The organism is Yoonia sp. GPGPB17, from assembly GCF_037892195.1.
In the GTDB taxonomy this organism is placed as follows: domain Bacteria; phylum Pseudomonadota; class Alphaproteobacteria; order Rhodobacterales; family Rhodobacteraceae; genus Yoonia.
Genome location: NZ_JATACI010000002.1, coordinates 1,553,431 through 1,571,965, shown reverse-complemented (window position 1 = coordinate 1,571,965; position 18,535 = coordinate 1,553,431). Strand labels below are relative to the sequence as shown.

Sequence of the window (18,535 nt, the reverse complement as noted above, 5' to 3'; positions counted from 1 at the left end):
TGTCGTCATGTTGGGGCTAGCAGCGCTGCTGGGTTTTGAGACCTTTGGCCGTCTTGCCGCGCTTTGGGGTGCGGCACTTGTCGCCGGAACCGTGTTGTCACTGGGTGGTCCGGTGATCCTGCTGCGTTTGTTGACAGATGGAAAGGGTATGCGCGGGCGCGATGTATGCAAGATCGCCTTTGTGTATCCCGGACTTCTGGCACTTGTATTCTACGGAGTAGCGAACACATTTGCGCCCACATGGTCCTGGGGTGCGATACTGGGTGCGGGGTTTGCGGCCAACACGTTGGGGTGCCTGGCCAGTGTGATGCGTGCCTTGGGCAATGTACAAGGGTCGATGGCGTTGCGTGATGCGGGACCGCAGATCGCATTGGGGCTGGCAGGTATCTTGGGCCAAAGCGCTTCCGCTGATATGATCGCGGCTAGCGCGGCGATGACAATGTCAGTTTTTGCGCTATGCGGTATTGTTTGGGTATGTCGCCATAAAAATTTTCCGGGTGTGCTTGCATCCGTCTGGCGACCGTATTGGAGCACATCACTCTGGGCCTCTTCGGTCTTGGGGATGGTGGTTGCGCAGATCGATCTGATTGTCGGCGGCGCGGTGATCTCGGCCGAACAGTTGGGCGTCTATGCTGTCTTGCGCCGGGTGGCGAATTTGGTGGCCTTGCCGGTGACGGTAGCCACATGGGTCAGCGCATTGCCGATATCGGCGGCCCATGGTGCCGGTGACGCAAAGGCGCTTGCGCGGGCCAGCGCGCAAAGCAGTCAGATTGCCATGCTGCCGGGGGTTCTGTTCTTTGCGGCTGGCTTGCTGGCGATACCGCTACTTACGTTTGCACTGCCGGAATACGCAAACCAAGGCATCGGCCTGACCTTTGGTATTTTGTTGTGCGGTGCGCTGGTGCAAGTCGTCTTTGCCGCCAGCTTTGGCGTAGCTAATCTATGTGGTGCGGCACGATATGCGATGATTGCGCGTTTTGGGATGGTCGTACTTTATCTTCTTTGGATTGCCTGGTGGGGACCAGAGCTGACGGTGACTACCAACGCGCTGGGCTATATCGGCGCGCTGACACTGGGGGGTGTCGGCCTGTGGCATGTTATCTGGCGTCAACTTGGCGTGGATACATCTGCCTTTGTCTTATTGAACTTGCGGAGGCGGACATGGAAAACCTCCTGATTGTGTCGCTGGCGTTGGTCTGTACCATCATTCCGTTCTGGATGGGTGGGCGGTACGGTATGCTGCGGCTTGTGTCACCCATGCATTTGCTGGGCTACTTCTGTGCCTTTGGCTTTCTAGTAAAGGTCGCAGTTTACGGTGCCAAGCCAGAATTCGCCTTCTACAGCCGCTACATCGACACCCCCGGGGCTATGCAGACGGGGGCGATTTATCTGGCGGGTTTCATTCTATTGATGTGTCTGGGCTATCGCTGCGCGGTGCGCCCATTTGATCGGGGGGCAGCGATCCAAGAGGCGCGGATCGTGGCAGGCGGCCTCGTACGTCAGGGTTGGCTTTTCGCGGGTGCTTTTGCCGTGGCCGGGCTCACTTTTGCGCTGCTCTTGCAGGCACGCGGCATATCACCGTTGTCGGCAGATTTACTTTTGGTGTTCAACCAAGACAAACAGATCAACGTGAACAGCGATGGTGTTGGCGCGACACTTGCGGGCATCAAAACATTGTTTGTCGTCCCCAAGTTTGCCTTTGTTCTTTTGCTGGCGCAGGGGGTGGTACAGCGCGCTTGGTGGCTGCTGGCCCAGGCTTTTGTTCTAGCGATCCTGCTGGTTTGCGTGGCTCTGATATCGGGTGACCGGTTCGAACTGTTTGAACTGCTGGTCTTTGGGAGTGCTACCTATCTGATGTTGGGTGGGCAGGTCGGACTGCGCGCCTTGGCAGGCATGTTGGCTGCGTCTGCTACGGTTTTGTTGCTGAGTGCCTATATGACGGCGTTGCGCGGTACAGATGCTGGACTGGTCTATCAGGTCGTTGGTTCGACGTATTTTCTGGATATCAACGCGTCCATCATGGTCACGGATCAGGTGAAACCAGAGTCGTATCTACTGGGTGAAACCTATGGTTGGTGGACATTCGGTTGGGTGCCGCGGGCTGTCTGGGTGGACAAGCCTGCGATCGATCTGGGTGTGTTCCTTAAACGGGATGTGATGCAGGTGACGACCGGCGGTGCCTTTAACGTGACCGGACCGGGTGAGGCTTTTATGAACTTCGGCTGGGCAGGCGCGCTGGTCGGTTTTGTGCTGGGTTGGGTCTATCGCCGTGCCGAAGTGTCGCTTTTGTCCGCCCGGGCGGGGCTGCGTTATGCAGGGTTCTATTTTTACCCACTGATCTTTTGTCCGTTTGTGCAAGCGACCCTGCATTCATCCTTCAGTGGCTTCATTGTCGGGGCTTCGGCCCAGGCGGTTTTGATCTTTGCGATGATTGCCGTCTTTGTGCCGCGCTACCAAATCCGAGCGGCGTTCCGTTTCCGGCAAAGGGAGGTCGCGCATGTTTAAGCTCTGGTTTTGGGGTTTACGCGGCATGGCAGCCTTGTACCGGCGCACCGGGATGTGGATTGCGACACGTCTGCACCGGGCGAGCCTTGCCCGTGTTGGCCCCGGCACACGGTTTCAGGCCGGTGTCCGCTTTGACTGCCCTCAACGGGTCGAAATCGGGGCCAACTGCTATTTCTGGCAGGGTGTCGGTGCGGCGGCCGAAGGGGAGCACGCATCGCTCAAAATCGGGGATCGGGTGCAGGTCAACCGCTTTGCGCTGCTGGACACTGTGGGTGGTTTGATGCTGGGTGATGATGTGATGATTTCGGAATTTGCGATTATCTCAACACATGATCACGGCCATGATCCGCACAGTCCTCCAAAACCTGCCCCCAAGACAATCGGGTCTGGTGCATGGATCGGGATGCGCGCAGTGATCTTGCCGTCCTGCCGTGATATCGGAGCTGGTGCCGTGATCGGGGCGGGCGCGGTCGTCACCCGCAATGTGCCCGCCGGTGCCATTGTAGCGGGCAACCCGGCCCGGGTGATCGGCCACCGCGACAAGAGGGAGGTTGCAGCATGAAAGTCTTGCATGTTGTCCCGACGTTTTACCCGGCCACGTATTGGGGTGGCCCGATCTGGTCGACCAAGGCGATTTGCGACGGAATTGCCAAGTTGGACGATGTCGATCTGCGCGTGCTCACATCAGACGCTGCCGGGCCAGCGATCAATGATCGGGTGACACCGACCAAGCTGCCTTATCCTGTGTATTATGCGCATCGCATGGCGGGCCATTGCATCGCGCCTCAGCTGTTGCTGCGCCTGCCACGCGCAATCCAATGGGCGGATGTTGTCCATGTGACCGGCACCTACAACATGCCGACGCTCCCGGTTTTTATCCTGGCACGTGCTTTGGGCAAGCCCGTTGTTTGGTCCCCGCGCGGGGCCTTGCAAGCAACTCAGGATTGGCCCGATGCGCCCAATCTCGCCATCAAGCGCGGGTTTGAGCATGTGGCAAACCTCTTGCGTCCGCGCAATGCGGTTTTGCATGTGACCGCCGCGCAAGAGGCAAGGCAAAGCTTGCGCAGGTTTGGCGGCATGGCGCATGCGATTATTCCGAATGCAGTTGATGTGCCCGCGCATGTCCCAAGGCGCGAGAGGCAGGGTCCAAAACGGCGTTTGATGTATCTTAGCCGCTTGCACCCCAAGAAGGGATTGGAAGCATTGTTCGACGCCTTGGCCCATTTGCCAGCGACGTTCACGCTGGACATTTACGGGACGGGTGATGCGTCCTATGTGCGGATGCTGGAGGCGCGCGCAAGGCTGTCGAATGGCCGTGTACGCATGCATGGGCATGTGGAAGGAGCGGCAAAGTCCGCAGCCTTTGCACAGGCGGACCTTTTTGTACTGCCCTCGCATTCTGAAAACTTTGGCATCGTAGTGGCTGAGGCTTTGGCTCATGCGGTACCCGTTCTGACGACACAAGCGACGCCATGGCAAGATTTGGATCGCCACGGCTGCGGGCGCTGTATTGATTTGCCGAACGTTGATCTGGCGGCCCAGATCGCGGCTCTCGCCACCTGTGATCTGGTCGATATGGGCCAACGCGGTCGCGCATGGATGCGTCGTGACTTTTCTACGGCCGCGATGGTGGATGGGTTCGAGGCGCTTTACCGGGGTCTGGTCATGCAAAAACGGCAAGAGGTGATCGCATGACGCAGTTGACCGTTATTATTTTGACCCGGGACGAGGCCAAGCATATCGCGCGGGCGATTGCCTCGGTACAAGATATTGCAACCCGTGTCTTGGTCGTTGATAGCGGCTCAACTGATGCTACTGTGTCCATCGCGCGCGATTTGGGGGCAGAGGTGTTGCACCACCCCTGGACCAACCATGCGACCCAGTTCAATTGGGCGTTAGACCAAATTGATGGCAATCCGGGCTGGGTATTGCGTCTGGATGCCGATGAGGTGGTCACATCCGCGCTCGATGCCGAAATAGCCGCGGGCCTGCCGGATGTAGACGGGTGTTATGTCGGGCGCGGCATCAAATTCATGGGGCAACTGGTGCGTTACGGCGGTGTCTTTCCTGTGCCAACGCTGCGTTTGTTTCGGAACGGTCGCGCCCGGTGCGAGGCACGCTGGATGGATGAGCATATTGTCGTTGATGGGCCGACCGCGCATCTGAGCGGGCGGATTATCGATGACAACCGCAACCCGCTGGACTGGTGGGTGGCCAAGCACAATGGTTACGCCAGCCGCGAAGTCGTGGACATGTTGAACCGCGAATACCGGTTTCTGCCGCTGGGGCAAGCATTGCCGGGGCGGGGTGGCCTTGCAATCAAGCGCTGGATCAAGCTGCATCTCTATCCACGCCTGCCTGCGGGTGCGCGCGCGGGGGGTATTTTCTTTACCGGTATATTCTGCGTGGCGGCTTTCGTGATGGCAAACAGGCACGTGCATTTCATGTGCTGCAAGGATTTTGGTACCGCTATCTGGTGGATGCGAAACTGGCAGAAGTGAAACGCCATATGGCGACGACCGGTGCCGCGCCAGAAGACGCAATCCGCGACGTACTGGGTATTGATGTCACCCCGCATAAACCTGTGACAAAGGGGATTGCCGCATGAAGATTTCAGTTGTGACAGCGGTGATGAATGGCCGCAAGACACTGCCTGCCATGATAGAAAGCCTGACCGCGCAAACTTACGGTGACATTGAACATGTGGTGCAGGATGGTGGCTCGACCGATGGTACACAAGACTATCTGAGCGCAGATGGGCATCCGCAGATGGTGTTACAATCCACCCCCGACAGCGGGATCTACGACGCGATCAATAAAGGTATCCAGCGCGCATCGGGTGATGTGATTGGCCTGCTGCATGCCGATGATACCCTGGCTGATCCAGATGTGTTGGCTTGGGTAGCAGAGGCGTTGCAGGACACCGCCATCGACGGTGTTTATGGAGACCTACAATATGTGGCCCGGGACGATCCTTCCCGGATTATTCGTCGCTGGCAAGCTGGCCCCTACTCTGTCGCCCATCTCAAACGCGGCTGGATGCCGCCGCATCCGACGCTGTATCTGCGGCGCGCGGTCTTTGCACGTTCGGGGTTGTATGACACCAGCTATCGCATAGCGGGTGACTATGAGGCGATGTTGCGGTTTCTGACTGCGGGACAGGTCCGGCTGGGCTATATCCCAAAGGTCATGGTGCGCATGAAAATGGGCGGTGTCAGCAACCGATCTTTCGCGCATCTGATCCGCAAAAGCCGCGAGGATTATCGTGCAATCCGGCGGCACCGGGTCGGGGGTGTTGGCACGTTGGTTGCCAAGAACCTGTCCAAACTGCCGCAGTTTATTGGCCGTGGTCAGGTGTAGAAATACTTGGACAGGTGATAAAAGATTGGTGCTGCGAAGATCACACTGTCGAGTTGATCAACAAAGCCGCCCTGACCGGGGATCAGGTGCGACCAGTCTTTCACGCCGCGATCGCGTTTGATCGAGGCAACCACCAGACTGCCAAACATGCCAACTAAGGATGCGGTGCCTGCCATCGCCATCGCGCCGATCATTCCGAATGGGGTGATCCAGTTTAACAGCGCGCCGATAATCATCGCTGAGCCAACGCCGCACAGCATCCCTTCCCATGTTTTGGGCGACAGGCCGGGTGCTATTTTGGTCTTACCAATGCGTCGGCCAAAGAAATACTCCAGCAGGTCGCCGAATTGTACGACCATGACCAGGAAAGCGACCAGCAGCAGCGACCGGTCGCCGTATCCCGCAATATCAAGGTTCATCAAGGCTTAAGCACATGGCTGACGCAGAATACTGCGATCATCAGTGCCCATTGTGTTTCGGCCACCCGCATGAGGAAGCGGTCGGGGTTGCCACGCAGGGCCGAGACGATGGGCAGTAGCAGGAAGGCGTAGACCGGGATGAAAATCGCATAAAGCCCGTCCCATCCAAGCCCGATAAAGACATACTGTAACGGCAGGACCACAAAGAACCCAAGAGCAAGCGCCAGGTGATCGGCCTGTGCTTTGGCGGTCAGCGTCAGGAATTCGCGCAAGGCGGCGAAAGACGCGAAAGCAAACAGGACCATCACCCCGATCCGGCCCATCAATAAAGCAAAGCCTACGAAGGCGACCATGCCCCACCAGCTTTGCACACGGGTCATATAGGTATCGAGAACCGGGTTCACGAAGCCTGGTTCTTCGCGTGCACGCAGGACTTCACCCAAGAAGGTCAGGGCAATCAGAATCCCGAAACTGCCGACGGCCAACAGCAGGATATCGGTCATCGTGTCGGTCATGGCCGCACCTCGGGGCGCTGGGCCAGCAGGGCGTCCGAGGCGCGTTTCAGGAAGTCATCCTTGCTTTCGCCTTCCTTTACATGGATCGGTTCGCCAAAAGTGACAGTACAAATCAGGGGCAGGGGGATGATTTCGCCCTTGGGCATGATCTCGGTCAGGTTGGCGACCCAAGTGGGGACCAGATCAACATCAGGCCGCGCGACGCCCATATTGTAAAGGCCCGCCTTGAACGGCAGCAGCGGGTCGTCTGTCATGTTGCGGTTGCCTTCGGGGAAGATGATTAGCGAGGATCCTTCGTCGAGGGCAGCGATGATCTTGTCCATTGGCTTGTCTTTGACTTCGGGGCGGCGATCAACAAGGACGCAGTTGAAGACTTCTGGGCCGACGAAGGCGCGCAGTTTGTTCTTCAGCCAGTAATCGGCCGCAGCAACCGGGCGCACCGTGCGCCGCATTGATGGCGGCAGGACCGACCAGATCATTGGCATATCGGCGTTGCTGGTGTGGTTGGCGAAGTAGACGCGCTGACGCGGAACCGGTTCGATCCCTTTCCAGTCGGCCCGCACGGCGGTGATGGCGCGGGCAAAGATACGGATGGATTGCCCAACGATCCGGGCGGCAAACTGACGTAAGAATTTCATAGCACCGACTTTGGCGAAGGGAGGGGCGTTTGAAAAGAAAAAAGCCCCACCCCCGGGGACAAGGGGGCGGGGCCATTATGTCAGGTGATCAGAGGGGTTCGCCGACATAATCCTCAAGCAGTTTTTCGTTCTTTGCGGCCTCAAGGCGCTGGATGCGGTCTTCTGACATACGCTCATCGAAGCGGTACTTGACGAAGTTCACCAGCGACAGCGTCAGCATCATGACCGAGATGGCCCAGAACCCTTTGGTCGAAAGCGGCACATCGGTGGACAGCCAGAGCGAGATACCAAGCATACCGTAGGCGACACCCACACCCAGCAGGTTGACGAACATGATCAGGCCGTTGTCGGATTTATTGTTAAACATTGGATTTTCCTTTCGGGAATTGGTGGTTCTATTGGGTTACTTTTTGTTTGATTGCAGGCGGGCCAGCACATCATCAGCTGTTGCGCGTGTGGCATTGCCAAAGCCTGCGTCGGCCATGCGATCGGTCAGGCTGTCGCCGTCCAGATCGCTGTTAATCTCGGCCAGAATTTCGGTCCGCTCGAAGGGGTCATCTTTGCCCAACACGCGTGAGATCAGTTCCTCGGCCTCTTCGACACTGCCGTTTTGCACGCCGGTTTTGACCATTTGCACCTGAATGTTCTGTTCACGGCGCACGGCACGGGCCTGAATGGCACCTTGTTTAAGGTCGATGATCCGGCGGTGACCGCTTTCGATGGACGTGCGCAGACGGATGACCTTTTGGTCCAACCGATCAAGGGTCTCGGTGCGCACTGTCAGCTCGTTTTCCATATTGGCGATGGCGCGGGCGGCCTCGGCGGCCATGTCTTCGCGATCATTGTCCAGCGCCTCTTTGGCGCGTTTCGTCAGGTCGCTGATGCGGGTCTTGAGGGCGGCATGTTGCTTTTCCTCGGACCGCTGACGCTGGATCAGGCTGGCAAGCGTGGCTTTGGCCGCGCGCAGGCTTTTCTCGCTTTCGCGAATTTTCTGGTCGATCAACTCGATTGCAAAGGCATCCCGCACGCGGTCTTCGGCGCGCGCATTCTGACCGTTGATCAGTGTGGCAAGTGTCTTGAACATCGTTGTCTCCGTTTCATTTCAGTGCGTGAACATTGTTCATTAATTAGAGATAGCGAATGCGATTTCATATTGCAAGAAAAAATTTGAACATTGTTCAAATTATTTTGGATTGCCCGCGAATTGCTTTAAAACAAGGGCAATCATCCGGTCGATATTCTCGGACGAGACACCGGCGCTCGCCTCATCCAGCCCCAAAAGCACAATGCCATGTACCGAAGAAAAGAGCGCACGGGTCAAAAGTGCCAGGTCTTCTGCGTCCCGATCAGGGAAAATCACCGCCAACGGATCAGAGATATAGACAAACAGCTGGCCCATTTCCTGCAAGTACCAATCTGGTGCGGCTTCACCGGGCGCGCGTTCCACGTCAAAGAGCGCGCGCCAGCTCAGATGATTTTCAGCCGCAAACCGGTGATAGGCCTGCGCCATCACAACCAGCTGTTCGACAGGGTCTTCTGGGGCGTCTGCCAATGCCTCGGCCACGTCAGCGCCAAGGCGATGGAAGGTACGTGCGTTCACCGCCAGTGCCAGATCAGTCAGATCGCCGAAGACATTGTAGATGGCCCCAACGGCGCAGCTAAGCTTCGCCCGCCAGATCACGCGCACGCAATGCGCCCAGACCTTTTTGGGCAATGGTCCGTTCGGCAATCACGATCAGCTTGTCGCGCAGTTCCTGTCGCCGGAGTTCGGTTTTCGTGGCCATCTGATCCTCACCTCAATGAACGAAGTTCAATGATAGGTGAGGGGCGTTCACTTGAAAAGGGGTTTGGTTCCCAGGTGGGAAAGATGCGGTTCGGGGTGTTTGCTGACTGATCTAGGTGATGTCACGCCTGAGGTAGACCAGATAAGGCTCCAGCTCCGGGCTGTTGGCGTTTTCGGGGTAGCGGGGAATGTAGGTGAACCCAAACTTCTCGTACATGGATAGCATTGGCGTATTGCCTTTGACGGTATCTGCGTACAAGGTTTTGCACCCCATGCGTTGCGCCTCTTTCACCCTGAGTTCGAAAAGCCGCCGCCCGATGCCGAGGCCACGCGCCTTGGGGCGCACATACATACGCTTGAACTCCGCCGCATCCGGACGGATTTTTCGGATGAACCCGCATCCGAGCAACGCCCCGTCCTCCGATGTCGCTAACAGTATGCCGCCCTTAGGGGGTGCCATGTCATCCAGATGCGCCATCGTGTCTGCGGTTAGATCATCGGCAGCGTAGCTTGGTGCGCCTGCGTCGGCCAATAGCTGGACCATGTGGTGCCAATACTCGCTAATCATGACCTGGAATGCTGCCCGACCAGGGATCGAAGATACAAATTCAAACTTGGGCTGCATCCGAATGCCAGCTCACATCTGCGGTCCACACACAACGGACCATTATTGCTTCACAGGTGCGCCACCGGCAAAGCTATTCACCGCGTGATACCCAATTGGGTCTTCTTGCATTTGCAGGTGCAATCCGTCGTCGGTGTAGGGATGTGCGCGCGCAAGGTCTTCGTCAAAATCAATCCCAAGGCCGGGGGCCGTTGGCACGGGGACATATCCGTCTTCGACCGTGATGCTGCCTTTGATCAGGTCATTGTGGAACGGTGTTTCGATGGTTTCGGCCATCAGGATGTTGGGGATCGACGCGGCGAGTTGGATGTTCGCGGCCCATTCCACCGGACCAGCATAGAGATGCGGGGCCATCTGCGCGTTATAGACCTCGGCCATCGCCGCGATTTTCTTGGTTTCCCAAATCCCGCCAGAGCGACCAAGCGCGGGCTGCAAGATCGTGGCCGCGCCCGACCGTAGCACGGGCGCGAACTCTGCTTTGGTTGTCAGGCGTTCGCCTGTTGCGACGGGAATGCTGACCGCCTGCGCAACCTTTGCCATTTCGTTGATGTTGTCCGGCGGAATTGGTTCTTCGTACCAAAGTGGGCTGTAAGGCTCTAACGCCTTGCCCAAACGGATGGCGCCCCCGGTGCTGAATTGGCCGTGTGTTCCGAACAACAGATCAGCACGGTCGCCAACGGTATCACGGATCGCTTTGCAGAAAGCCACCGACAACGAAATGTCATGCATCGACGGCATATGACCGCCACGGATGGTGTAGGGGCTTACGGGATCGAATTTGACGGCCGTATAGCCCTTTTCGACCATATCCAGCGCGACTTCCGCGGCCATATCCGGGCTGGCCCAAAAGTCAGGCAGCGGATGCGATGGACGCGGGTAGAGGTAGGTGTAAGCGCGGATACGGTCGTTCATGCGCCCGCCAATCAGGGCGTGCACGGGGCGGTCACGGTCCTTGCCGAGGATATCCCAGCAGGCCATCTCAAGCCCGGACCACGCGCCGATAACGGTCAGATCAGGGCGTTGGGTGAAGCCCGAAGAATAGACGCGCCGGAACATCAGTTCGACGTTTTCAGGATTCTCGCCAGCCATGTGGCGTGCGAACACGTCCTTGATAACCGCTTTCATCGCCTCGGGTCCGATGGACGAGGCGTAGCATTCGCCATAGCCCACAACGCCGGTGTCCGTGGTCACTTTAGGAATGATCCAATAGCGCCCACCCCATCCGGGGGCGGGCGGGGCCGTGACAATCACATCAAGATCGGCGAGTTTCATGCGTGGAATCTTTCGATAAGGGCAGTGTTATGGGCGAGACAATCACGCTTCGCAGGCTGGGTCCAGACCATCTGGATTTACTGTTGGCCGTCGAAGACGGGCTCTTTGATAATGCGATCAGGCCGGATCAGGCCGAGGCGTTTTTGAACGATCCCCTGCACGAATTGGTTTTGGCATTTGATGGCGACCGCGTTGTGGGAATGGCAAGTGGGCAGATCCTTTTGCACCCGGATAAACCACCCGCATTTTTTGTGGCTGAGGTCGGGGTACATGATGACTATCTGCGACAAGGTATTGGCAAACAGATGTGCGCAAAGCTGTGTGACATCGCCCGTGCACGCGGGTGCGAAGGAATCTGGCTGGCAACCGAAGAAGACAACGTGCCTGCCCGCGCGCTTTATCGGTCATTGGATGCACGCGAAACTAAAGGTATTGTCGTTTATGATTGGGACGGTGCGATGGATGCCTAGGGTCAGTCAAAGACGATCACGTTCCGCTTGGCAGACCCGGTCTTGGTATCTGCAATCGCCTCGTTGATCTGCTCAAGCGACCAACGCCCCGAGATCAACTCATCCAGCTTCAACCGCCCTTGTTCGTACAAGTCAACCATCCAAGGGATATCCCGCGCGATAACCACATCACCCATTTTTGACCCCACCATGCCCTGTCCCGTCGCGGCCAGCATCACAGGTTCATAGCTTGATTTTGCGCCGGAATGGGGCATGCCCACCATGATCACTTTGCCGCCGTTGGCCAGATACTGGGGGGCGGTATCATAAGCCGGGATGGCGCCAACGGTCACAAACACCGCATCGGCGCCGCGCCCTATTGCCTTTTTGGCCAGCCGCCATGGTTTGTCTTCGGTGGCCAGGACACCGTCTGTCGCACCAAATTCCTTCGCGATGGCCAGCTTTTCCTCGGACATATCCACGGCGATGATACGCCGCGCCCCCGCAATCCGTGCACCCTGGATCGCGTTCAGCCCAACGCCGCCTGCGCCGATCACGACGACATCCTGTCCGGCGCGCAAGCCAGCCGCGTTGACTACTGCGCCGACGCCCGTGATAACACCGCAAGCCAGCAGTGAAGCTGCTTCCATCTCGATCCCATCGGACAGTTTCACGATCTGGCTTTGATCTACCACGACGCGCTCCGCAAAGCCGCCGGTATTCATTGCCTGCTCCAACGCATTGCCCGCTGCATCTGAAATCGGTCCGCTGGCCATATCGCTTTCGCAGGCGACGGGGCTACCGCCTGCGCAAGACGGGCAGGTGCCGCAGGCGCGGATCAGGGTCACGACCACCGGATCGCCAACGGCTACACCGCGCACACCATTGCCAATGGCGCTAACATGCCCAGCGGCCTCATGCCCATAAACGGCGGGCAATGTGCCCCCCACGCGCCATCCATGTAAGAAATATCGGAATGGCATATGGCGCAGGCTTTCAGCGTTACCTCGACTTCGCCCATGTTGGGCGCGGCGAGGGTTACAGTCTCAATGGTCAGCGGTGCGCCGAATTCGCGGCAAACGGCGGCTTTGATCTGGGGCATGGGGCGTCCTTGGTTCATATTTCATATGCGAACCTGCGGTGGGCAGGCCTTGGGTGCAAGTCTGAAAACGGCGTTTCGCGTCGCGTTCCTAGGTCGAGCGGGCACGCTTGGGTCTTGGTGTTTGCATGAAAGCAACAATGCAACCAATGGTCAGCAAGGCCGACAACAAGAAGGGTGCGCCGGGCAAATAGAAAGGCGCATTGACTGAGGTAAAAAACCAGAACGTTTGTGTCACCATGAGTGGCGCAACAATAGTGGCGACGGCATTGATTGAGGTGACGGTCCCCTGCAGTTCGCCCTGCTGATCGTCGGACGCCGTACGCGACATAATGCCCTGTAGGGCCGGACCCGCGATCGACCCCATCGCGGTGAGTGGTGTCAGCGCCAAAGCTACCCATCCGTTGGTCACAAATCCGATTGCCACGAAGGCCAGTACATCAAATGACATTCCCAGGATCACCGCTTTGCGTTCCCCGATCCGCTTGAGGATGGGGCGGATCAGCAAACCTTGAAAAACGGCAATACCGATCCCGAAAAGGCCAAGCGACAGACCGATCATACCGGGGCCCCAGTCAAACCGCTCGGCCCCGAAATAGGCCCAGACACCTGGGTAGACAAAAAAGGCGATGGTGCGGACGAAGTTGATCGCAAGAAGTCGCTTTACATTTGGCAGCGCCCCGATGTTTTTGAACGCGCCCAGCGGGTTTGCGCGGCGCCATTCGAAAGGGCGGCGGATGCGATCTGTGACAGTCTCTGGCAGAACAAAATAGCCAAGGACCGCATTTGCCCCGGCAAGGCAGGCCGCAGCCCAGAACGGTGCACGCGTGCCATAGTCGGCAAGCACGCCTCCGATGATCGGACCAAGCACGAATCCAAGGCCAAAGGCCGCACCAATCAGGCCGAAATTGGCGGCCTTTTCTTCGGGTTCTGATATATCTGCCATGAAGGCCGCAGATGTGGATTGGGTTGCGGCAGTAATCCCGCCGATGATCCGCGCAATGATCAATAGCCAGATCGTATAGGCCAGCGCCATCAGCACGTAGTCAAAGGCCATAATGACGAGCGAAATAATCAGAATGGGCCTGCGCCCGTAGCGGTCAGAAAGGCTGCCCAATGTTGGTCCGAACAGAAACTGCATCGCCGCAAAGGTTGTTGCCAGAATGCCTCCCCAGACGGCGGCGGCACCGATACCTTGCCCTTCGACCTCTTGGATCAAATCGGGCATGACAGGCAGGATCAAACCAATCCCCATGCTATCAAGCATGACCGAGATCAGGATAAAAGTGACGGCAAGGCGTTTATTCATCCGCGCAGAATTAAACCGTTTGGTTTAGTTTGCAAGCACTGAGTATGTATGACGCAATTGACCCTCTTGTTTTAGATATGACCGATGCTTTGCAGAAAAGCTGTCAAATGTTTGGCATATGTTTTTGGATGTTCGACGCAGGGCAAATGTCCGGCCCGCCGCATCAGAGAAAATTGCGAACCCGGGATCAGGTCAACCGTTTCACGGACCAGATCGGGTGGCGTAGAACCGTCCTCTGATCCGGCAATCCCCAAGGTCGGAATGCGCAATGCGCCGGTAGGTGTGTAAAAGTCCGTTCCCGCAATCGCGGCACTGACACCTGTGTACCCGTCAACAGATGTCGCTTCGACCATGGCTTTCCAGGGAACCATCTGGGGTGTGCCGTAAAAATCGTTGCTAAACCATCGCTTCATGATTTCGTCCGACATCCCGGCGAGCCCCGTCGTGCGGACCGCATCGATACGATCTTGCCAGAGTTTTGGGTTGCCGATTTTCGCGGCTGTGTTCGACAAAACCAGCGCACGCACAATATCGGGGCGTTTCACGGCCAGACCTTGCCCGATCATCCCGCCGACAGAGAGCCCGACAAAGACGGCATCATGCACCTCTGCCGTGTCACATATGGCTGCGGCGTCGCTGATCAACTGCCCCATCGTATATGGTGCCTTTGGCACATCTGACTGGCCATGACCGCGCATGTCGTATCGCAAGATACGCAGATCGTCGGGCAGATAGGGCAGGATGGCATCCCACAGATGCAGCGTTGTGCCCAGCGAATTGGAGAAAACAACAGCAGGCCCATCCGCCGGGCCCTGTTGCTCAAAATAAAGTGTCACACCATCGCGTGTCACCTTAGCCATCAGGGTCACCCAGAACCATATGCGCCATGATCTGCCCGTGATCAGAGGCTAGTTTGTTATAGGGTGCTTCCGGATGCGACCCATCGGTCAGGTGGTCATTGAGCACGCTGAAATACTCCATCTCGCCGATCTTGCCCGCAAATTCGGGCAGGAAATGTCGCGACATCAGGATTTGGTCGATGCTTTCGAAGACGCCCCCGAAAGCCGAGGTATAGACCATATCGCGCAGCGACTTCTTCACGAACAGCTTTTCCGCAGAGTACAGACGCACTTTGCTGATCTTTTCCTGAATGATATCGTTCTCTGCGTCTGAATATCGGTCTCGTCGCGTTTGTGCATCATGCCTGCGCATCCATGCGTAGTTCTTGAAAGGGGCCTCACCGCTGATGATCTCGGACGATACCGCATGTTCGCTATCATTGAAGTCACCCAGAACCATCACCGGATTGCCTGCCTCCAGCTCTTTCAGTACGGCGCTGCGCAGCACCCATGCTTCGGCCATGCGCCGCAATGCAGAGCGGAGGGAACCCATCGCACGGGTTGCGGGATCGTAATTCACCAGGTCAGCAGCGGGCGGGAAGACGGCCCCTTCTGGTCGGGGCAGTTCACCTAGTTTGGACTTCAGGTGGCAGTTGAAGACGGTGACCGTTTCGCTGCCCAACGGAATACGCACTTTCAGGATCGGGCGGCTGAGCCGTTTGACCTGATAAGACCCACCATCGCTGCCATCCAGATCGCTGAATGGGACGGTCAGGGGTTCGGGCAAGTCCTGAATGATCTCGGGTGCGCCCACAAAGCCAAAGCGCGACAGCACAGCAACTCCGGGACGGCGTTGACCGGGACCACCATCAAAGCTGTTGGGGGCAAATGCGAGGCCCGCTTCGGTATAGGGTTCATAGGCCAGTTTGCGAAAGATCGCCTTGCGCGCGTAACGTTTGGACCGATCAGGGATGACCGCGTCGTTGGCGCTTTGCCCCAACTCATCCGTTTCGATGACAACATCGCGCAGGGCCGCTTCTGAAAAAATCTCCTGAAAGCACACCACATCGGCGTTCATCGTCAGCAACTGATCAGCCAGCCAGGCGCGTTTCCATGCGTATTCCTCTGGGGTGTATTCCTCGAAACGGTAATACTCCTCCTCGGCCTCGATCAGGTTTTTGACGTTGAAGCTAGCGATGGTAAAACGGGTCATTTAAAAGTCTCCAAGGCTTTTGCGAATACGTCAGGGTCGACATTTCCGCCTGTTGCCACTGCAATCACCACGTCACCCGTGAATTCATCGGGGTGGAAGAGAGCGGCTGCAAGTGCGGCAGCACCACCTGGTTCGACCACAATGCGCAACCTGTCAAAGGCCAGACCGACGGCGCGCATACATTCATCTTCGCTGACCACAACACCCGGCCCGCAGTGTTCCTTCATGATCGGGAAGGTGATGTCGCCCGGTTGCGGCGTGATAATCGCATCGCAAAGCGATCCATCGCGGCGGACATTGCTTTCGATCTTGCCGCTGGCCAGCGAGCGGGTCACATCGTCAAATTCCTCCGGTTCTGCCGGTCTGACCCGCAGCCCTGGCGCATCTGCTGCCAGCGCCAAAGCGATCCCCGAGGTCAGCCCGCCGCCACCGCAACAGACCATAACATCAGCATCGGTCACGCCCATCGCGTTCATATCTTCGGCAATCTCAAGACCGGTCGTGCCTTGACCGGCAATGACTTGCGGTTCGTCAAACGGCTTGATCAGGGTCAGGCCGCGTTCCTTTGACAGGCGTGCGCCGATCTCGTCCCGGTCCTGACTGCCGCGATCATAAAGCAGCACCTCGGCACCGAGTGCGCGGGTGTTCTCAATCTTGATTGCGGGTGCGTCGCTGGGCATCACAATGACGGCAGGCGCGCCAAAGTCGCGTGCGGCAAGAGCGACGCCTTGCGCATGGTTGCCGCTGGAAAAGGCGATCACACCGGTTTTGAGCGCATTATCGGTCAGAGCAGACACGGCAGCGCGTCCGCCACGGAATTTGAACGACCCGGTGTGTTGAAGGCATTCGGCTTTGACGAACACGCGGCGGCCCGCGATTTCATCCAGAAAGGGCGAGGTCAGGATCGGTGTCCGTCGTGCGTGCCCTTTGATGCGGTCGGCCGCCGCGCGGATCATGTCGATGTTCAATGTAGTTTCTCCAACCAAAGGTGCAGCGCGTTCAGCGCTTCGGGTTCGTCAAGGAAAGGCACGTGCCCGCGCCCTGCAACATCAGCACGGATCAAATCCGGGCGGCGGCGGGACATCTCATTAGCGGTCTTGATCGCTAAAAGGTCCGAATTCGCGCCCCGGATCAGCGCCAGCGGCAGCCCCGCCAATGCATCAAAAAGTGGCCAAAGATCAGGCGCAGGCTGCGCGCCTGCAGCAAGGACCGCATCGCGCAGTTTGGGGTCGTAGCGGATCACCAAACCATCGTCCGTTTCTTTGTAGTGGGCTTTCACTTCGGCCAGCCAACGTGTCATCGGCACGTCTGTGAAGTGCGTCCAGAGTTTCGCGCGCGCTTCTGCCGCCTCGGCGTAGGTTTTTTGGGCGGGATTGCGCCCGATATAGCCTTTGATCACGTCCAGCCCTTTGTCCGCAATAACCGGGCCAATGTCGTTCAATGCAACGCCTATCAGGCGGTCCTTGGCCGTCGCCGCCAACACCTTCGCAATCAACCCACCGCGCGAGGTGCCAAGGATCGCGGCCTTCTCAAGCTCCAGATGATCCATCAATGCAATCACATCTGACGCTTCTTGCGGGATCGTATAGGTGGTAGGATCAGCCCAGTCCGATTGTCCGCGCCCGCGATAATCGGGACGGATCAGGCGGACGGGCAGGTGGGGCGCGACATGGTCGAAGTCAGCCCCGTTGCGTGTGAGGCCAGCAAGGGCGATGACGGGGATACCAACGCCCTCATCGGTGTAGTGCAGGCGCAGCCCGTCGTTCGCCGTAAAGCTGGGCATCAGGTAAACTCCGGGATTGTTGTCAGATCGGACAAGACGTGGTGCGGTTTGGCATAGAGCCGGTCTACCGGTTCACCTACGCGGTTCACCCAAGCGGTTTGAAAACCGTAACCGGCGGCACCCGCCGCGTCCCAGCCGTTGGATGAGACGAAAAGCACCTCGTCCTTGGTGCAGCCAAAATGCGCACCAACCAGATCATAAACCCGCTCATGCGGTTTGAAGACGCCCACATCTTCGACGCTCAAAACGACATCAAGAACATCGCCAATCCCTGCGGAAGACACCGCGCCGTTCAGCATATCTGGTGAGCCGTTCGACAGGATCGCGGTTGCCTTGCCCTGCGTCTTAAGTGCTTGCAGCATGGCGGGTACCTCTGCATAGGCGGCCAGTTTCCAGTAAAGCTCTAACAGTCGCACGCGGGTCGCGGTAGCGGTCACGCCGTTTGCCTCCAGCGCCCAATCCAACCCATCCTTCGTTACCTTCCAGAAATCGCAATGTTGCCCAGCCACCGCGCGCAGCCAAGTGTACTGCAACTGTTTAAGCCGCCAATCGCGGGCTACGGCAGGCCAGACATCTGCCAAGTCCGGATGGGCGGGGTCTTTGGCCGCCTGCATTGCGGCGGCATTGACGTCGAACAACGTCCCATAAGCATCAAACACAACGGTCGTGATTGGCATCGTCTTCTCCCAAACTTGGGCGCATCGTGTCACGGCAAGGTCCTGTCGA

Annotated in this window: 18 protein-coding genes and 3 pseudogenes; 7 read left to right on the top strand and 14 right to left on the bottom strand. The window is 57.8% G+C overall.

All coding sequences use genetic code 11. The features are described from left to right. Window positions 1-7: 7 nt before the first annotated feature. The 6 genes from QTO30_RS08505 (at window position 8) to QTO30_RS08480 (ending at window position 5,865) form a co-directional block, all read left to right on the top strand. Window positions 8-1,177 (top strand): lipopolysaccharide biosynthesis protein, encoded by a 1,170-nt coding sequence (locus tag QTO30_RS08505; RefSeq protein WP_340423748.1) that lies wholly within the window; start codon window positions 8-10, stop codon window positions 1,175-1,177. Continuing rightward, window positions 1,162-2,505 (top strand): oligosaccharide repeat unit polymerase, encoded by a 1,344-nt coding sequence (locus QTO30_RS08500; RefSeq protein WP_340423747.1) that lies wholly within the window; start codon window positions 1,162-1,164, stop codon window positions 2,503-2,505. Before QTO30_RS08505 ends, QTO30_RS08500 begins: the two co-directional genes overlap by 16 nt. Then, on the top strand, window positions 2,498-3,067 hold the full coding sequence (locus QTO30_RS08495; protein WP_340423746.1) for an acyltransferase: 570 nt from the start codon (window positions 2,498-2,500) through the stop codon (window positions 3,065-3,067). Before QTO30_RS08500 ends, QTO30_RS08495 begins: the two co-directional genes overlap by 8 nt. Beyond that, on the top strand, window positions 3,064-4,200 hold the full coding sequence (locus QTO30_RS08490) for a glycosyltransferase (RefSeq protein WP_340423745.1): 1,137 nt from the start codon (window positions 3,064-3,066) through the stop codon (window positions 4,198-4,200). The genes QTO30_RS08495 and QTO30_RS08490 overlap by 4 nt, the downstream gene beginning before the upstream one ends. Continuing rightward, complete coding sequence (locus QTO30_RS08485) at window positions 4,197-5,006, top strand: glycosyltransferase family 2 protein (RefSeq protein WP_340423744.1); 810 nt, start codon at window positions 4,197-4,199, stop codon at window positions 5,004-5,006. Before QTO30_RS08490 ends, QTO30_RS08485 begins: the two co-directional genes overlap by 4 nt. A 103-nt stretch (window positions 5,007-5,109) precedes the next feature. After that, window positions 5,110-5,865 (top strand): glycosyltransferase family 2 protein, encoded by a 756-nt coding sequence (locus QTO30_RS08480; RefSeq protein ID WP_340423743.1) that lies wholly within the window; start codon window positions 5,110-5,112, stop codon window positions 5,863-5,865. Here the strand turns inward: QTO30_RS08480 and QTO30_RS22065 are convergent. From QTO30_RS22065 to QTO30_RS08440, 7 genes and pseudogenes are all read right to left on the bottom strand, one after another. Then, window positions 5,856-6,799, bottom strand: a pseudogene (locus QTO30_RS22065) (phosphatidate cytidylyltransferase). The gene QTO30_RS08480 and the pseudogene QTO30_RS22065 sit on opposite strands and share 10 nt — an antisense overlap. Continuing rightward, entirely contained in the window at window positions 6,796-7,437 is a 642-nt protein-coding gene (locus QTO30_RS08465; RefSeq protein WP_340423740.1) for a lysophospholipid acyltransferase family protein, read from the bottom strand. The pseudogene QTO30_RS22065 and the gene QTO30_RS08465 overlap by 4 nt, the downstream one beginning before the upstream one ends. Window positions 7,438-7,525: 88 nt before the next feature. Further along, window positions 7,526-7,804: a hypothetical protein gene (locus tag QTO30_RS08460; RefSeq protein ID WP_340423739.1), complete on the bottom strand. Its 279-nt coding sequence runs from the start codon at window positions 7,802-7,804 to the stop codon at window positions 7,526-7,528. A gap of 36 nt (window positions 7,805-7,840) precedes the next feature. Continuing rightward, window positions 7,841-8,521 (bottom strand): PspA/IM30 family protein, encoded by a 681-nt coding sequence (locus QTO30_RS08455; RefSeq protein WP_340423738.1) that lies wholly within the window; start codon window positions 8,519-8,521, stop codon window positions 7,841-7,843. 99 nt (window positions 8,522-8,620) lie between these two features. Then, a pseudogene (locus QTO30_RS08450) lies at window positions 8,621-9,221 on the bottom strand (TetR/AcrR family transcriptional regulator). 111 nt (window positions 9,222-9,332) lie between these two features. Then, complete coding sequence (locus QTO30_RS08445; RefSeq protein ID WP_340423737.1) at window positions 9,333-9,788, bottom strand: GNAT family N-acetyltransferase; 456 nt, start codon at window positions 9,786-9,788, stop codon at window positions 9,333-9,335. A gap of 99 nt (window positions 9,789-9,887) precedes the next feature. Next, window positions 9,888-11,117, bottom strand: a complete 1,230-nt coding sequence (locus QTO30_RS08440) for a mandelate racemase/muconate lactonizing enzyme family protein (protein WP_340423736.1) — start codon at window positions 11,115-11,117, stop codon at window positions 9,888-9,890. Between the two features lie 29 nt (window positions 11,118-11,146). Here QTO30_RS08440 and QTO30_RS08435 point away from each other — a divergent pair, with 29 nt between their 5' ends. After that, window positions 11,147-11,587, top strand: coding sequence for a GNAT family N-acetyltransferase (locus QTO30_RS08435; RefSeq protein WP_340423735.1), 441 nt, complete (start codon window positions 11,147-11,149; stop codon window positions 11,585-11,587). A 2-nt stretch (window positions 11,588-11,589) separates the two neighbouring features. Here the strand turns inward: QTO30_RS08435 and QTO30_RS08430 are convergent. The 7 genes and pseudogenes from QTO30_RS08430 to QTO30_RS08395 all read right to left on the bottom strand — a co-directional run bounded on the left by QTO30_RS08430 (window position 11,590) and on the right by QTO30_RS08395 (window position 18,486). Beyond that, window positions 11,590-12,668 (bottom strand): annotated as a pseudogene (locus tag QTO30_RS08430) (zinc-binding dehydrogenase). Window positions 12,669-12,756: 88 nt separating this feature from the next. Beyond that, the gene (locus tag QTO30_RS08420) at window positions 12,757-13,974 is read right to left on the bottom strand and encodes a TCR/Tet family MFS transporter (protein WP_340423733.1); all 1,218 of its coding nucleotides are present in this window, start codon (window positions 13,972-13,974) and stop codon (window positions 12,757-12,759) included. A 71-nt stretch (window positions 13,975-14,045) separates the two neighbouring features. Beyond that, complete coding sequence (pcaD, locus tag QTO30_RS08415) at window positions 14,046-14,834, bottom strand: 3-oxoadipate enol-lactonase (RefSeq protein ID WP_340423732.1); 789 nt, start codon at window positions 14,832-14,834, stop codon at window positions 14,046-14,048. Beyond that, window positions 14,827-16,026: an endonuclease/exonuclease/phosphatase family protein gene (locus QTO30_RS08410; RefSeq protein ID WP_340423731.1), complete on the bottom strand. Its 1,200-nt coding sequence runs from the start codon at window positions 16,024-16,026 to the stop codon at window positions 14,827-14,829. The genes pcaD and QTO30_RS08410 overlap by 8 nt, the downstream gene beginning before the upstream one ends. Next, window positions 16,023-16,994, bottom strand: a complete 972-nt coding sequence (locus QTO30_RS08405; RefSeq protein WP_340423730.1) for a threonine ammonia-lyase — start codon at window positions 16,992-16,994, stop codon at window positions 16,023-16,025. Before QTO30_RS08405 ends, QTO30_RS08410 begins: the two co-directional genes overlap by 4 nt. Continuing rightward, window positions 16,991-17,809, bottom strand: a complete 819-nt coding sequence (locus QTO30_RS08400) for an alpha/beta fold hydrolase (RefSeq protein ID WP_340423729.1) — start codon at window positions 17,807-17,809, stop codon at window positions 16,991-16,993. The genes QTO30_RS08405 and QTO30_RS08400 overlap by 4 nt, the downstream gene beginning before the upstream one ends. After that, the gene (locus QTO30_RS08395) at window positions 17,809-18,486 is read right to left on the bottom strand and encodes a haloacid dehalogenase type II (RefSeq protein ID WP_340423728.1); all 678 of its coding nucleotides are present in this window, start codon (window positions 18,484-18,486) and stop codon (window positions 17,809-17,811) included. Before QTO30_RS08395 ends, QTO30_RS08400 begins: the two co-directional genes overlap by 1 nt. Between the last annotated feature and the right edge of the window lie 49 nt (window positions 18,487-18,535).

Bases quoted from the DNA above. Each gene is read 5' to 3' on its own strand.
- QTO30_RS08445 (WP_340423737.1), bottom strand. From the start codon at position 9,788: ATGATTAGCGAGTATTGGCACCACATGGTCCAGCTATTGGCCGACGCA.
- QTO30_RS08490 (WP_340423745.1), top strand. From the start codon at position 3,064: ATGAAAGTCTTGCATGTTGTCCCGACGTTTTACCCGGCCACGTATTGG.
- pcaD (WP_340423732.1), bottom strand. From the start codon at position 14,834: ATGGCTAAGGTGACACGCGATGGTGTGACACTTTATTTTGAGCAACAG.
- QTO30_RS08480 (WP_340423743.1), top strand. From the start codon at position 5,110: ATGAAGATTTCAGTTGTGACAGCGGTGATGAATGGCCGCAAGACACTG.
- QTO30_RS08395 (WP_340423728.1), bottom strand. From the start codon at position 18,486: ATGCCAATCACGACCGTTGTGTTTGATGCTTATGGGACGTTGTTCGAC.
- QTO30_RS08495 (WP_340423746.1), top strand. From the start codon at position 2,498: ATGTTTAAGCTCTGGTTTTGGGGTTTACGCGGCATGGCAGCCTTGTAC.
- QTO30_RS08500 (WP_340423747.1), top strand. From the start codon at position 1,162: ATGGAAAACCTCCTGATTGTGTCGCTGGCGTTGGTCTGTACCATCATT.
- QTO30_RS08435 (WP_340423735.1), top strand. From the start codon at position 11,147: ATGGGCGAGACAATCACGCTTCGCAGGCTGGGTCCAGACCATCTGGAT.
- QTO30_RS08400 (WP_340423729.1), bottom strand. From the start codon at position 17,809: ATGCCCAGCTTTACGGCGAACGACGGGCTGCGCCTGCACTACACCGAT.
- QTO30_RS08485 (WP_340423744.1), top strand. From the start codon at position 4,197: ATGACGCAGTTGACCGTTATTATTTTGACCCGGGACGAGGCCAAGCAT.
- QTO30_RS08410 (WP_340423731.1), bottom strand. From the start codon at position 16,026: ATGACCCGTTTTACCATCGCTAGCTTCAACGTCAAAAACCTGATCGAG.
- QTO30_RS08505 (WP_340423748.1), top strand. From the start codon at position 8: ATGTTGGGGCTAGCAGCGCTGCTGGGTTTTGAGACCTTTGGCCGTCTT.
- QTO30_RS08440 (WP_340423736.1), bottom strand. From the start codon at position 11,117: ATGAAACTCGCCGATCTTGATGTGATTGTCACGGCCCCGCCCGCCCCC.
- QTO30_RS08465 (WP_340423740.1), bottom strand. From the start codon at position 7,437: ATGAAATTCTTACGTCAGTTTGCCGCCCGGATCGTTGGGCAATCCATC.
- QTO30_RS08420 (WP_340423733.1), bottom strand. From the start codon at position 13,974: ATGAATAAACGCCTTGCCGTCACTTTTATCCTGATCTCGGTCATGCTT.
- QTO30_RS08460 (WP_340423739.1), bottom strand. From the start codon at position 7,804: ATGTTTAACAATAAATCCGACAACGGCCTGATCATGTTCGTCAACCTG.
- QTO30_RS08455 (WP_340423738.1), bottom strand. From the start codon at position 8,521: ATGTTCAAGACACTTGCCACACTGATCAACGGTCAGAATGCGCGCGCC.